Here is a 14821-nt window from a genome sequence, read left to right as displayed (position 1 = left end):
CTCAGCGCCCGTGCAGACCAACGTCACTGCGCGAGCCAGGCATTGAAACGCTGCGTCAGAGCCTCGGAATTGTCGGTCCAGAAATCGACATCCAGGGCAATCGCTCCCTTGAGGTTTTCCGGCGAGGTCGGAAGCTCGGCCTGGAATTTCGCAGGCACGAACTTGCCCGCCTCGGTGTTGGTCAGTCCGTAAGCGATATATTCAGGCAATTTGGACTGGTTGTCCGCTTTGCTGGCATAAGCGAGGAAATCCATCGCCGCGTCCTTGTTCGGACTGTCCTTCAGGATCACCCAACTGTCGATCGCATAGATGCTGCCGGGAAACACAAAGCCGAAGTGCTTGCCTTCGGACCTGTTCAAACCGCTGATGCGTCCGTTATAGGCAGTCGTCATGACCACTTCTCCTGAAGAGAGCAATTGCAGCGGCTGGGCTCCGGCCTCCCACCAGACAATGTTCGGCTTCAGCTCATCGAGTTTTTTGAAGGCCCTGTCGACGCCTTCCGGCGTGGCAAGAACCGAATAAACTTCATCGGCAGCCACGCCGTCCGCCATCAAGGCGAATTCAAGCGCGTATTTGGCTCCTTTACGCAGGCCACGCTTGCCGGGAATCTTCGTCGTGTCCCAAAAGTCGGCCCAAGAGGCCGGCGCTTGCTGGAGCTTGTCGCCGTCGTAGGAAATTCCGGTTGACCAAACGATCGCGCCGACACCGCAATCGCTGACGGCAGCGGGCAAGAACGCGGACTTGCCGCCGAGCTTGTCCCAGTCAACCTTTTCGTAAATGCCATCCGCGCAGCCAAGCGCAAGTTCCTCCGCCTCGACCTGGACCGCGTCCCAGTTTGGAATGCCCGCTTTCACCTTGGCCTGGAGGACGCCGTAGCCGCCGTCCCAACTCTCATCCAGCACCGGCTTTCCGCTCTGCTTTGCAAAGGGTTCGAAGTAGATTTTGCGCTGCGCGTCCTGGTAGTTGCCTCCCCAGGACACGACCGTCAGATCACGGGCTTCAGCGGTCATTGTTCCAATGGTGGCCAGCGCGCATGCCATCAACGCTGCGTTCAGAATTTTCATCGTCATTCCCCTTGTTTTTCTATGACAAAGGCTAACAAATCACAGTTTCACTTGATTGAAAGCCCGATTAAGCAAAGCGGTGATTAAATTCACCGATTGCAACCCCTCTCGTCAATATGTCGGTGGGGTTATTGCGCTCAAGATCTCGCTTTTCTCCTCGCTGACATTGCGAAAGCGATGGGGAAGCCGGCTGTCGAAATAATACCCATCGCCCTTTTTGAGGATTTTTTTCTGTCCCCCGACCGTCACTTCCACTGCGCCGCCAATGACCATTCCCGCCTCCTGCGCAGCATGGGCGAACGCCTCCCCCGTATCAGCACCAACCGCATAGGTTTCGTGCAGCATGAGAAGTTGCCTGTTGGGGTGATTGAGGCCAATGACACGGTAGGATATCGTTTCGACCTTGCCGATCTCCACCAATTCGTCTGATCCATAAAACGGCGTGTATGGCAGGCTCGACTGAAGATCGCTGAAGAACCCCGGCAGCGTCGTTCCAAGAGCATCAAGGACCGCACTCAACGTGTCGATCGACGGACTCATCTTGTCGCGTTCTATCAAGGAAATGGTGGAATGGGAGATGCCGGACCGTGCCGCCAGTTCACGCAGGCCCAAATCGCGCCTGCGCCGCATTTCCCGCAATTTGATGCCGATCTTTGGCATGACGTCCTTCCCCGTGGAGTGCCGTGTCGAGATCAGGCTGCCCAAAGGTGCAGGTTAGACCTCTCATCGTTGGTGAATATACTGAACAGCTGCCCCGGGAGCAATTGCAGTCAACCCGCAGGTGCACGATTGTGACGACAGACCTCGCGCCGCAAGCAATTAGAGATTCAAAATGCCAAACCGCTTCAACCCACTCGACGACAAAATCAAACATCTCAAGACGCCGAACCGTTCTTCGGGATCGGATACGGCCGCAATCGAGGCCACCGTCAAGCACATCATTGCAAATGTGCGCACACAAGGGGACGCTGCCCTACGGCAATACTCCCGCACGTACGACAGCGTGGATATTGACGCTTTCGAAGTGAGCCTCGATGACCGCCTGGAAGCGGTTGCCAACCTCGATCCGCAGACCCGCAAAGACACGGAGTTTGCCATTGAGCGGGTCAAGGCGTTCGCCGAGGCGCAGCTTCGAACCATACTTCCCCTCGAATTCGATGCCCTACCCGGATTGCACCTGGGACACCGGATCATTCCGGTCGAGTTTGTTGGAGCCTACGTGCCCGGGGGCCGATATCCGATCCTGTCTGCCCCCGTTATGACCATCGTGCCTGCAAAGGTCGCCGGCTGCGATCAGGTGATCGCCTGCCTGCCACCCAATGCCCATCCGGCCATGATTGCCGGTTGCCATTTGTCCGGTGCTGACAGGATTTTCAAGGTGGGCGGCGCGCAGGCCATTGCCGCGATGGCGTTCGGCACCAAAACCATTCCCGCCGTCGACAAGATCGTCGGGCCGGGCAACGCCTACGTCAATGAAGCCAAGCGGCAGGTGTTCGGCCAGGTGGGCATCGACCAATTGGCCGGCCCAAGCGAAATTTACATCGTTGCCGACGAAACCGGCGACGCGAAGATGATCGCCACCGATCTTCTGGCGCAAGCCGAGCACGATGTCAGGACCCGTGTCGGCCTCATCACCACCGACCAAAAACTGGCCGAGGAAACACTGGAGGAGGTCGAGCGGCAACTTGAAACGTTGCCCACAGCCGATGTCGCCGGCGTCGCGTGGCGTGACTATGGTGAAATCACGGTTTGTGCTGATGAAACCGCGATGATCGCGTATTCGGACCATATCGCGGCGGAACACCTTGAGGTTCACACGCGCGATTCCCATTCCACTGCAGGAAAATTGCGCAATTATGGCTCTCTGTTCATCGGGAAACTTGCAAGCGTCGTGTACTCCGACAAGTGTTGCGGGACGAACCACACGCTTCCGACCATGGCTGCAGGACGCTACACCGGAGGTCTGTGGGTGGGATCCTACGTCAAGGTGTGCACCCACCAATGGCTCGACGAGCGCGGTGTTGCCGCAGTCGCTCCCCCGTCGGTACGGCAAAGTCGAACGGAGGGCATGGAGGGCCATCGCCGAGCCGCAGCGCTTCGACTGAATCAGCAGTAACTGCCATTCATGGCATTGATGAGCGGGACGCTCGCTGACTGGCCGAGTTTATCTTTTCAGGAACCGCCAGAGAGAATGGCCCATCAATGCCCCGCGCACGAAAGGTCAATGCGACCGTCGGGGGACCTTTCATCACTGTAACCGGTCTGTGTCAGCTTTTACGCAGGCATAACCGAAGCCGCTTGCGAGGTTCAAATTCACGTTTCTGTCACGGGCCGGTTGTACACCTTGTGAAAAAATTTGACAGTTACGGAGCCCCGGATGTTCGAAAGCCTCAGCAAATTGCCAACCATCATGACGACCTTGATGATGGTTGTTATCTCCCCCGCCCTCGCGCAAACCGCTGATACCGGTCGCACGATCAGTGAAACGATCAAGACCTTGGACAGGGGAACGGTCTGGAAACGGGTCGGGCAAATCCCATTATCGTTTCCAACGTTTCATCCGCAGGGAATGGTGAAGATTGGCGATTTTTTCTACATCACGTCGGTGGAGATCACCACGCCCACCAAGAAATACGACAAGCCGCAGGACGGTTACGATCGTGATACGGGGAAAGGCGTGGGGCATCTTTTCAAGGTCGATTCAAAGGGCAATCTCGTTGAGGACGTCATCCTCGGCGAAGGCTCGATCTATCATCCGGGCGGTATTGACTTCGACGGCGATGCGATTTTCGTGCCGGTTGCCGAATACAGGCCGAACAGCGCATCCATCATCTATAAAGTCGATCCTCAGACAATGAGGCCGCGGGAAGTTTTTCGCTACCACGATCATCTTGGCGGCGTCATCCATGACCGCGAGAAAAGGACGTTGAATGCAGTCAGTTGGGGATCGCGGCGCTTCTACGCATTTACACTTGGCGACAATGGGCAAGTGACCAACGCCGGTGTTGACCCTGGCCAATTGGCCAAGCTCAATCCATCCCACTACATCGATTATCAGGATTGCAAATATCTTGGCCACAGCGAAATGCTCTGCGGTGGCCTGACCAACTACCAGATCAAAAAGGATGGCCCGAAATTCGCCCTTGGCGGTCTCGAGATCGTCAATCTCGCTTCGGGTCTGCCTGTCTACCAAATCCCGGTTCAGCTCTGGACGCAGTCCGGGCTTGCAATGACGCAAAACCCGTTCTGGATTGAAACGACGGATAACGGTCTCATGGCCTATTTCGCACCTGAAGACGATCAATCGACCATCTATATTTACGAAGTGCAGGGAAAATAGCGCGCTCCTCGCACAACCGTCGTCAGCATCTTGCTCGATAGGCCCCGCCGGAACCGTCTCGTCACGCCTTCATGGACGTGCAATTCTCCGCCTCCGGCGACGGAATGTCATCGCCGCTTGGGTGGTGCGCGATTGCCATCACGCGCGTCCAGTGGGCTCGGCGCACTGGCCTTCGGGCATAAGTCCCTATCCGGAAGCTGAGATTCATGAGAAAATAAATAGGATGGGTCATTTGTTGGGAGGAACGCGCAGATGACAACAAGAATTCTAAAGACCCTGGCGTCCGCTGTTGCTGCAATGGGTCTTCTGGTCGGATCGGCCGCAGCGCTGGAGGTGGCCAGTTCTGCAACCGTCGCGGGCAATCCGGATGCGGTCTGGAAGAAGATCGGCGACTTCTGCGCCATTGGGACCTGGCATCCTGCTGTATCGAAGTGCGTGCAGAGTGACGAAGGCGGTGCAACCTATCGCACACTCACGACCACAGACGGCGGCACAATCAAGGAGAAACTCGTCGAGCAAACGGATACCAGCTACACCTATGCCATCATCGACTCTCCGCTTCCCGTTGCGAATTATCGCGCCACCATCAGCGTCTCGGCACAAGGAGATGGGACCCGGGTGGACTGGAAAAGCAGCTTTGATGCCAAGGGCAAATCCGATGACGAGGCCAAGGGCGTGATCAGCAGCATTTATAAAGCCGGTCTCGACAAGATCGCCGAAATGAGCGGAAACTGATCCGTCGGGCAGGCAAAGCGGGAAGGATCGCATGCAGCAAGGCGCGGCTGCCGTTGCCGGCTTTGATCGCGAGTCTGGCCTGCGTGCCAAGGAGCCAACCGCGAATGCCTCCCTCCTGGATCTGACAATATCCATCCGCATATAATCGGCAGCGCATGGTCGCCGATAAACCTTCAGATAGCCAGAGATGCAGAACGCCTGATCGGAATGCGAGAGCACTGTCGAATTACCGGCGTGTTCTACCCGATTGTACCGTGACGTGGTTTGCCTTTCAGGGTGGTTACAGTCGCCGCGCCTGATGCCATTAATCGGCGACTGATCGTCAGCAGGATTGGTAACCAAGCAACAACCGGATACCGGTCTCGTCCTCAGCCAATCACATTTGCAGCCAATGCGCGCAAGTTCCAGCTGAATGCGGGGCGGGTGTTCAGAACGCGACTATCGTAGTTTGGCAAGAAGACTACGGGCCCGCAAAAGGTCGGGCGTATCAAACCCCTGCCTGAACCAGTCATGGATCGGCGCGAGAATATCAAGAGCCTCCTTCATGCGATTGTGCTCGGCCCAGAGCTGGGCCAGCGCAGCGCTGGCCCGCAGTTGAAGCATTTTCGCGCCCTGATCGGCGGCAATATCGATTGCTCGCTTGAAGGCGGCTTCGGCCGCCTTGCTGGCGTCGTTGGAAGGGTCGAGCAGCAGCAGTTCGCCGCGCTCGCGTTCGAGTTCGGCATTGCACCAGGTCTCCAACGTTGTCTCAGCGATCTCAGTCGCTTCAGCGACGATTTTGAGCCCGGCGGCACGTCGTCCTGCCTTGCGCTGGATGGCGGCGAGCAGGCAAAGGTAGTGGGGCATCCGCAGCCCGGCGCCAGTTTCTGCGAATTCCTTCAGCGCTGCATCATAGGCTGCGAGCCCCTGCTGGAGCGGGCCTTGTTCTGCAATGGCCCAGGCCCGCACCAGCGCGCTCCATGCTCCGTAATAATCGAACCGATATTCCCGGCAAAGGCTCCGGGCTTCCTCAGCGATAGTGAGTGCTGCCTCGGGATCACGTCGAAACTGATGCAGCATCGCGAGGTAATCGAGCGCGAGCGCAATACTAAAGGGGCGCGCGCTTTCCCGCGCGAGCGCAAGCCCGTCCTCGGCGGTCTGCAGAGCGCGGTCGGGTTGACCAAGATGCCAATCGCAGTGGGCGATATAGACGCGGGAGAATGCGCCCATATTGATACCGTAGACCTCTGAATGGAAATGGCGGTGATTGGCGCCGGCCTCCAGGCTTTGCTGATGCCAATCGCGGGCAGCCTGGAATTTGCCGAGATGGAACGTCAGTGCCCCGGCAAAATGGTAGGCCTCGGCGAGAAACGCCGGGGCGCCAATCCGATGCGCGAGCTCGACCGTTTCGTCAGTGAGCGGCGCTCGCTTCACGAAGGTTGGCACGCACATGATAAACATATCCAAGTCCTCTTATCGCTGTGAAAAGATCCGCATCGTTGCCGAGCTCCCGGCACAGCTCCCGGGCGCGTTTGTAAACCGCTTCCGCCTCGCGGGACGCGTATCCCTTGGTGAACAGGAGCGGAGCGCCAAGCGCCAGCAGCAGGGACAACTCCAACCGCGAACGAGCTTCGCCGGGGGAACACGCTGCGAGGCTGGCGAGCCCCGATTGAAGATGCGCAATTGCTTCTACATTGGCCGAGCGGCCGGCGGCCAACAGGCCGGCCTGTAGCCAATATCCAGCCGCTTTGTCGAAGTGCCCGGCCTCGTCGAAATGCGAGGCAACCAGTTCAGGCTGCGCTTCGAGCGTTTGGGGAAAGTCTGTCTCAAGGGCTGTGGCGATCTTCGCATGCAACTGCTGACGACGCTTCCGCAGCAGGCTCTGATAGGCCGCATCACGCACCAATGCATGCTTGAACATGTACGTGGCTGCCGGCGGCGTGCCACGACGAAAGACAAGCTCCGCGGCGACCAGTCGTTCCAGCGCCGCCGCAAGATCGCTGTCGGGCAACGGAACGACGGCCGCAAGCAGCGCGTGGTCGAATTCGCGGCCGATGCATGCGCCGATCTGTGCGACCTCCTTTACCGGGGAGAGCCGATCGAGGCGGGCCATGAGCGAGTCATGCAGGGTCGCAGGTATTGCCAGCGGCGGGAGTGGCGCATCGAGCACGTAACGGTCGCCGTCTTGACCGAGCAATCCGGATCTCGAGCACAGCCTTGGTCAGTTCCTCGGTAAAGAGGGGTACGCCCTCCGTTCGCGCCAGGATTTGCTCCAGGACTTGCGGGGGCAGCGCCTTGCCGCCCGTCACCCGCTCGACCAGGGACCGGATCTGGGCCTGCGCCAGGCGGTTCAACGTGATCAGCGTGACATGCGCAAAGCCGATCCAAGGCGGCGACAGCTCAGGTCGAAACGTTGCGATGAGCAGTACCGGCAGATGTTGAAGCTGCTCGACCATCTGATCGAAGAGTTCACGTGACGTCGGATCGAGCCAGTGCACGTCCTCGAGCACCACCAGCACCGGGCCGCGCATAGCGAGCGCTTCAAGCTGCGCAAGAAAGGCCCGGAAGAGGAGCCCCTTCTTTTGCAGCGATGACATCGAGGCCAGCTGGTAGCGCGGGCCAATCGGGACGCCGAGCAGGTCGGCAAAGAGCGCCACCGCGTTGTCGGGCCTCGCCGATGTGTCGTGCAGCAAGGCTTCCAGCTTGTCGAGGCGCTCGTCCCAGTCGTCACCTGAGGCAAATCCTGCCGCCCGCTCCAGCTGCGTGACGAAGGGGAAGAGCGCGCTGTTGGTGTGGTGCGGAGAGCAGGCGTAGCTGAGCGATGCCTTTGACTCTTCCTGCAGCCGTTCGCGCAGGGCCAGCACCAACCTCGACTTGCCAATGCCGGGTTCCCCTGAGATGAGCACAACGTGCCCGCGCCCCGCCTTTATCTGGTGCCAGCGCGACAAGACGAGGGTGAGTTCCTCCTCACGACCGACAATGGGAGTGACCCGCGTGCCGTGGAGCGCTTCAAATCGGCTTTCGGCCTTTCCCTCGCCGATCACGCGCCAGGCCTGCACTGGTTCGGCGAAACCTTTAAGCGCGGACGGCGCCAATGGGGAAAGCTCGAAGAGGTCGCCGACAAGGCGCCGTGTATTGCTGGCGATGACCACCGCACCGGCCTCGGCCAGTTCCTGCAGCCGGGCCGCAAGGTTTGGCGTCTCGCCTGCTATCGCGCGCTCTTGCGCCTCGCCAACCCCAAGCAGCTCGCCGACCACCACAAGCCCGGTGGCAATGCCAACGCGGGCCTTGAGGTGATCGCCGTGCGCCGTCAATTCGGAAACGCCATCGACGAGGGCGAGCCCCGCCCGCACCGCCCGTTCAGCGTCGTCCTCATGCGCATGGGGGTACCCGAAGTAGATAAGGGCACCATCGCCCATATATTTGGCAACAAAGCCGCCATGTTTGCTGGCAAGATCGCCGACGCGTGTATGATAGACCTGCAGCAGTTCTTGCATATCTTCCGGGTCGAGGCTGGCCGATAACGCCGTCGAGCCGACAAGGTCACAGAACATGACCGTGAGCTGTCGCCGCTCGGCTCGATCGGGAGCCTTGTGACCTGCCGCCTGCGGGCGCGCCGTCATCAGTTCTCCGACCGCATCAAGTATCTTCCGCCGGTGGCCGACCGCTGAAACGCCGATCTCCTTTAGGTCGTCTGTCGTCAAGAGGGGCAAGACGTCAAGGTCGACCCCGTTGTCGCGAAACGCCTGCTCGTAGGACTGCAGGCCGAGGCCGCGCAGCCATTGCCCAATGTCCAAGTTACCTCCGCGCGGGCTCTCGTTGTTACTTGAACGCCTTCCCGCTGTCCTGGCGCGCTACGTCGTCGGCTGAATGTTCTGGTTCAGCCGGAACAGGTTTTCCGGGTCATATTTGGCCTTGAGCGCCGTCAGCCGTGCATAGTTACTGCCATAAGCCCCCGCCACTCGATCCGTCTCATCTTCTGGCATGAAATTGACGTAGACACCGCCGGTCGCGTGCACCGCGGTCGCCGCAAAAAGCCCACGCGCCCATTTGATCGAGGCCTCCTGGTCTTCGCGTTCGCGCCACCTTGTGTGCACATTCATCACGAAATTGGCATCGCGATGCGGAAAGGCGGTTGCGTCGGCGGCTATGCGGCCACTGGCACCGCCGAGTTGCGCGATGAACACCTCGCACTCCGCTGTTGGCAGCGTGCCAATAGAATCGACCAGCGTGTCGACCAGTCCGTCGCTGAGCGCAGTGAAATTGTGTGATTTCCAGTAGTTATACGCCCCCGGCGTCAGCAGTGGATCGAACGCGGTCTGCCAGGCCGCGTAGGGCTGTGGGCCGATGACGTCGGCGATCGGCTCGCCAAGTGCGCGAAGCGGCGCCAGTGCCTCCTGCGCCTTCGCCGGTTCGCCGGTATAGCACACCGCGAACACCACAATTTCCTTGCCGTGCGTCTCGGCCGGCAGGAACGGCAAGGGGGCGCCTTGCGCAGCACCACCCAGATGGTCAGCTCATCAGGCGCGTTGGCCGCGACCTGGCGATAGCCGGCGAGGAGCTCGCGGGCGCGCGCAAACGGGTGGACGATCAACCCCGATACCACTTCGCGACCGATCGGGTGCAATTTGAACTCGAACGACGTCACCACGCCGAAATTGCCGCCACCACCGCGGATACCCCAGAAAAGATCGGGGTTGTCCGTTGCGTTTGCCTGAAGGAGCGTGCCGTCGGCGGTCACGACATCAGCCGAGGTGAGATTGTCAACCGTGAATCCGAACTTGCGGCTGAGCCACCCGAAGCCGCCGCCAAGCGTGAGCCCGGCGACCCCTGTGGTTGAATTGATGCCGAGCGGCGTGGCAAGAGCGAACGCTTGCGCCTCCTTGTCAAACTCGCCGAGCGTTACGCCGGGTTCTACCCGCGCGCTACGCGTCTTCGGATCGACACGAACCGAGCGCATCGGCGACAGGTCGATCAAGAGCCCACCCTCGCAAACTGCGTTTCCGGAGATGTTGTGGCCACCGCCGCGCACCGCCAGGAGCAGTCCATTGTCGCGGGCCAGGCGCACGGCGCGCATCACGTCACTGGCACCGTGGCAGCGCACCACAGCGGCTGGCCGCCGGTCGATCATCGCGTTCCAGACCGTCCGCGCTTCGTCATATCCGGCTTCGTCGGCCAGACATAGACTGCCGCGAAGCTGTAATTGCAACGTCGTCAAAATTTCATGTGATAGGGCGGTACTTGCGCCCTTGAGCCCTTTGAACTGAATTTCGGTCACGGAAATCGCCTCCCTCGTTCTTCGACGAGCGGGTGGCCGGAAAGGCACTTGGTGTCGGGATTGTTGTCCCCCAGCGACTCGGGTCCTTCCCCCCTCAATTCCGATGTCTTTGCAGCGATGGCACTCGGAACCTCGTCGACTTTCTTAGCGATTTTATCCTAGCATCAAATGAGCGTTGTGGCGACCTTGCACACTGGAGTTCATCAGGTTCTGCTTGAGGGTGACGCCCCCAAGGTAGCGATGTTTAAAGGATGGAGACGTTGATCTCGGCCATGGGCTTCGATTGAGCGCCATACTTAAGTGAAGTCATTGGTGCGTAAGAACGATGCTGCCGACGGTGAAACACTCTGTGAGGCGGCGGTACGTCCGGCCATGCGTTTTGTCGCCAGGTGCACCAGGCAGCGGCCATTGTGAAACGGAGACGCGGTTCGATTTGTGCAACTCAATGCGCTGCGCAGAATGTGGTCAGTCCGACGCTTCGAACCCAAGCCAATGATGGTAAACTTAGCCCAATATAGTACATTTTGCATTGTGGGTTCGTCTGATACAATGGCTTGAAAATCGCAACACTACGAGGACTATTGATGCATCGCGGTCTGAGATGCGGAGCCTTGTTGGCAGGATTTGCTTTGTGCGTTCTTGCGGGCCTTGTTGCGGCAGATGACAATGGCGACGTTGCGACTGGGGAACGACTTGCCGCTTTTTTGCGTGCTGGTCGCAGTGTCATTTCAAGTCATCAATCCCTCATCAACGACGCATCGATAGGAAAGAAGAACCTTACCGGCCAACGCGTCGCGGACGAAGCGCTTGAAATTTTCTCAAAAGGAAAACCGGTACCGGACGATCAATTCAGCCAACAGGATAAGCAGCTGTTCGACGCTCAGCTCGCGGCATTGCGAGAGGTTGTCGATGAGAATCAGAAAATGATCGATGCCAAGGGGGTCGGGTTTAAAGGGTTTATCCCGGCCACCTTTGCCCGCCTGGTCAACGAGCGCTTTGAGGAAAAAATCGGCGATCATGCAAAGATGAAAGTCACGGCTCCAACGGATCTGGTGCGAAACCGCAAGGCGCTTCCCGACAAATGGGAACAGCAGGTCATTGAAGGCAAATTCCTGTCTGCCGATTGGCCAAAGGGCCAGTCTTTCGTCGAGGAGGTCGAAACGGACGGCCGCAAGTCGTTCCGCATGCTCATTCCCGAATATTATTCCGCATCCTGCCTGACCTGTCATGGCCAGCCCAAAGGTGAGATTGACATTTCCGGCTATCCAAAAGAGGGGGGAAGCGAGGGCGAACTGGGGGGTGCGATCAGCATCACACTGTTCAAATGAGCGCCTTCGTCGACGCCATCTGGACACAGATCGGTCGTTTGGCCGCCCGAAAGATCCCCCTCCGCCTTGTTTGTCTTTCCGCTGCGTTGCTTGGCGCTTTATTGGTGAGCGTCGCCTTTATGGCGCACGATTTGCTTGAAAACCAGCGGCGCGTGGAGGAAGCAAATGCCCGCTTTCACATGTTCAGCGAAGCCGCAAAGGCGCACCGGCATTTTGGTGAGGTGCGCTATTGGCTTACCGATCTTTCTGTCAGCCTGCTTACACTGTCCGAAAGACGGGCTGAGGCAGCGCGCACGGCATTGGAGGAAGATCTGGCACAGCTGAAGGTTTTTGCACCGGATGCTGCCAATACGATCGAGAAAGGTTACAAGTCCTACTACGACAAGATGATGCAGGCGGTTGATGCCTATACGGCGGACAACCGTGTCATCGGAAACACCCAGCTAGCCGCTGCCAGGAGTTTTAGCGACGAGGTCGACGGCGTACTCACGACCCTTGAAAAACGTCTTGAGGCCGAAGCGGATCATGCGCGTGACATGGCTGCTGTGTCAGCGCGCAATACGTATATTCGCTCCGTGATCGCGGTGGGTCTTATTACGATAGCCGGCGCGATTATGACCTGGCTGGTGCTTCGATCGATATTGATCCCACTCGGGCGCGTCGACAAAGCCATGCTCCAACTGACACAGGGACAAGAGGACGTCGATCTGCCGCCGGAGGGTCAAGATGAATTTGGCAGGCTTTCGACGACCTTGCGCCTGTTGCGCGACGGCCAAGCGGAGCGGCGAATGCTCGAAATGGCGGCCGAACGCCAGAGAAACACCGTCATGACCGCAATCGAGACGATCCCAGACGGCTTTGCGTTCTTTGATGCGCAGGATCGGCTTGTCCTGGTCAATCAGCGGTATCTGGAAATATTCCCTGAGATTGCAGATCTCATGATACCAGGAACAACCTTCGAGGATATCATTCGCGCCCAGGCGGAACGCGGCACCGCTGAAATCGGCAGCATGGGCATAGAAAATTGGGTGAGTGAGGCTCTACGGCGTCACCAGGAACCACACGGCACGATCGAACGGCAATTCGCCAACGGCATGTGGCTTCGTATCGCCAAGCGCAAGACCCCCGAAGGCGGCACTGTTGCGGTTTACACCGACATTACCGATTTAAAGCATCGCCATACGGAACTGGAGGAGGCGCGGCGCGGCGCGGAAGTTGCCAGTCAAGAAAAGAGTCGCTTCCTCGCTTCAATGAGCCATGAGTTACGCACGCCCTTGAATGCGATTATTGGCTATAGCGAGATGCTCATTGAAGATGCCAATGATCTGGACAGACCCGGTTTTGTCGCCGACCTCGGCAAGATCATGGGGTCGGGGCGTCACCTGTTGGCATTGATCAATGATGTTCTGGATCTTTCGAAGATCGAGGCGGGCAAGATGGAGCTTTATATCGAGCCTGTCAGTGTGAAACAGCTGCTCGTGGACGTTGAAAGCACCGTTGCGCCGCTGATCGCGAAGAAGGGCAACAGGCTGACAGTAACCGCCTCTGTCGAGCCGGACGAAATTGAGACCGACAAGACCAAGCTGCGACAGAACCTTTTTAACCTTCTCTCCAACGCTGCCAAATTTACCGAAAACGATGAAATCCGCCTTTCGGTCAACCGCTCGCTTGAGAGCGGAGGTGACTGGCTGGAGTTTTCTGTCAGCGACAACGGGATCGGCATGACGCACGAGCAGCAGGCAAAGCTCTTCCAGGCGTTCGTTCAGGTCGATTCTTCAACCACGCGAAATTACGGCGGAACCGGGCTTGGTCTCGCCATTACCCGACATTTCATCAAGATGATGGGCGGAACCATTGATGTGGAGAGCGAGTTCGGCAAGGGTTCGACCTTTCGCTTCAGGATTCCTGCAAGCTGCAAAACCAACGTTGCACAGGACATTTCACCACGACCTGATAGGCCCGAGGCAGAGCGAACCCGTGGAACGGTTCTGGTAATCGACGACGAGGCCCGGGCGCGCAAATTCATGTCGGACACGATCCGCGGCGCCGGCTATAAGGTTATCGAAGCGGCAGGCGGTGAAGAAGGCATGGCAAAAATGCGCAAATTGCGTCCCGATGCCATTATCCTGGACGTGATCATGCCAGGTCAGGACGGCTGGTCGGTGTTACGCGAAATCAAGTCCGACAAGGGGCTCAGCGATATCCCCGTCATCCTCGCAACCGTTGTGGGGGACCGCGAGATGGGCCTGGCCTTCGGCGCTGCAGACCATTTGATTAAGCCGATCGATCCGCGCCAACTCATTGAGACGTTAAACGCCGTGGCCGGCCCCGGGCGGCACGACGTGCTCATCGTCGACGACGATCCGGCGACACGTGAACTCTTTCGCAGAGTGCTTGTTCGCGAAGGCTGGCGCGTTCGTGAGGCCGCGGACGGTCAGCGGGGCCTCGCAGAGCTTGATGCGGGACGTCCTACCGTTATGGTGCTGGATTTGATGATGCCGAATATGGACGGCTTTGCATTGCTTCGCGCCATACAGGAAAGGCAGGACCTGGCCGATATTCCGGTCGTTGTCGTCACATCCAAGGATCTGACCCGCGACGAACTGGATTGGCTGAAGCTGCGTGCGAGCGAAGTTGTGAAAAAAGGTACCAGAGGCCGCGCCGATCTGATCGCAGCCTTAAAGCGGCATGTGCCGGTGAGCGAAGATGCGTGAGGAGCCCGAATAGGATGACCAAGATTCTTCTTGTCGAAGACAATGAGATGAACCGGGACATGCTCTCCCGCCGGCTGGAACGGCGGGGATACGAGGTGATCATCGCAACCAACGGCCTTGCCGGGGTGGAAGCGGCGGTGACTGCAATGCCCGATCTGGTGTTGATGGACATGAGCCTGCCGGTGATCGATGGCTGGGAAGCGACAAGGCGGATCAAGGACAATCCCGCTACCGCCGGCATTCCGGTTATCGCCCTTACTGCCCATGCCATGGCTGGTGATCGCGAAAAAGGCGATGGAAGCCGGTTGTGACGACTACGATACCAAGCCGATCGAATTGCCGGCACTTCTCGACAAAATTGCCCGTTTGACCGGAGGATGAGC

General features: G+C 58.6%; 10 protein-coding genes and 2 pseudogenes. 6 read left to right on the top strand and 6 right to left on the bottom strand.

Annotated features, from left to right (window positions below):
- Positions 1-23: 23 nt before the first annotated feature.
- Both N8E89_RS22070 and N8E89_RS22065 read right to left on the bottom strand, forming a co-directional pair.
- Entirely contained in the window at positions 24-1064 is a 1041-nt protein-coding gene (locus N8E89_RS22070; protein WP_262263224.1) for an ABC transporter substrate-binding protein, read from the bottom strand.
- A 111-nt stretch (positions 1065-1175) separates the two neighbouring features.
- Entirely contained in the window at positions 1176-1724 is a 549-nt protein-coding gene (locus N8E89_RS22065) for a type II toxin-antitoxin system RelB family anti-toxin (RefSeq protein ID WP_262263223.1), read from the bottom strand.
- A 172-nt stretch (positions 1725-1896) separates the two neighbouring features.
- Here N8E89_RS22065 and hisD point away from each other — a divergent pair, with 172 nt between their 5' ends.
- The 3 genes from hisD (at position 1897) to N8E89_RS22050 (ending at position 5139) form a co-directional block, all read left to right on the top strand.
- Positions 1897-3180 (top strand): histidinol dehydrogenase, encoded by a 1284-nt coding sequence (gene hisD, locus N8E89_RS22060; protein WP_262263222.1) that lies wholly within the window; start codon positions 1897-1899, stop codon positions 3178-3180.
- Between the two features lie 261 nt (positions 3181-3441).
- Entirely contained in the window at positions 3442-4404 is a 963-nt protein-coding gene (locus tag N8E89_RS22055; protein WP_262263221.1) for a DUF6454 family protein, read from the top strand.
- A gap of 252 nt (positions 4405-4656) precedes the next feature.
- Complete coding sequence (locus N8E89_RS22050; protein WP_262263220.1) at positions 4657-5139, top strand: SRPBCC family protein; 483 nt, start codon at positions 4657-4659, stop codon at positions 5137-5139.
- Between the two features lie 438 nt (positions 5140-5577).
- Here N8E89_RS22050 and N8E89_RS22045 read toward each other — a convergent pair whose 3' ends face one another.
- The 4 genes and pseudogenes from N8E89_RS22045 to N8E89_RS22030 all read right to left on the bottom strand — a co-directional run bounded on the left by N8E89_RS22045 (position 5578) and on the right by N8E89_RS22030 (position 10396).
- Complete coding sequence (locus tag N8E89_RS22045; protein ID WP_262263219.1) at positions 5578-6570, bottom strand: tetratricopeptide repeat protein; 993 nt, start codon at positions 6568-6570, stop codon at positions 5578-5580.
- A complete protein-coding gene (locus tag N8E89_RS22040) occupies positions 6530-7315 on the bottom strand; it encodes an ATP-binding protein (RefSeq protein WP_262263218.1) in 786 nt (261 codons plus the stop codon). Before N8E89_RS22040 ends, N8E89_RS22045 begins: the two co-directional genes overlap by 41 nt.
- On the bottom strand, positions 7239-8915 hold the full coding sequence (locus N8E89_RS22035) for an adenylate/guanylate cyclase domain-containing protein (RefSeq protein WP_262263217.1): 1677 nt from the start codon (positions 8913-8915) through the stop codon (positions 7239-7241). The genes N8E89_RS22040 and N8E89_RS22035 overlap by 77 nt, the downstream gene beginning before the upstream one ends.
- A 57-nt stretch (positions 8916-8972) precedes the next feature.
- A pseudogene (locus N8E89_RS22030) lies at positions 8973-10396 on the bottom strand (FAD-binding oxidoreductase).
- Between the two features lie 614 nt (positions 10397-11010).
- Between N8E89_RS22030 and N8E89_RS22025 the strand changes: the two are divergent.
- From N8E89_RS22025 to N8E89_RS22015, 3 genes and pseudogenes are all read left to right on the top strand, one after another.
- Complete coding sequence (locus N8E89_RS22025) at positions 11011-11724, top strand: Tll0287-like domain-containing protein (RefSeq protein ID WP_262263216.1); 714 nt, start codon at positions 11011-11013, stop codon at positions 11722-11724.
- Positions 11725-11828: 104 nt separating this feature from the next.
- Complete coding sequence (locus tag N8E89_RS22020) at positions 11829-14438, top strand: response regulator (RefSeq protein WP_262263215.1); 2610 nt, start codon at positions 11829-11831, stop codon at positions 14436-14438.
- Positions 14439-14452: 14 nt separating this feature from the next.
- Positions 14453-14819 (top strand): annotated as a pseudogene (locus N8E89_RS22015) (response regulator).
- Positions 14820-14821: the final 2 nt, after the last annotated feature.

Source organism: Phyllobacterium sp. A18/5-2 (genome assembly GCF_025452215.1).
GTDB classification, from domain to species: domain Bacteria; phylum Pseudomonadota; class Alphaproteobacteria; order Rhizobiales; family Rhizobiaceae; genus Phyllobacterium; species Phyllobacterium sophorae.
Note: the sequence above shows the minus strand (reverse complement) of the source record. Positions and strands in the feature narration are given on the sequence as shown.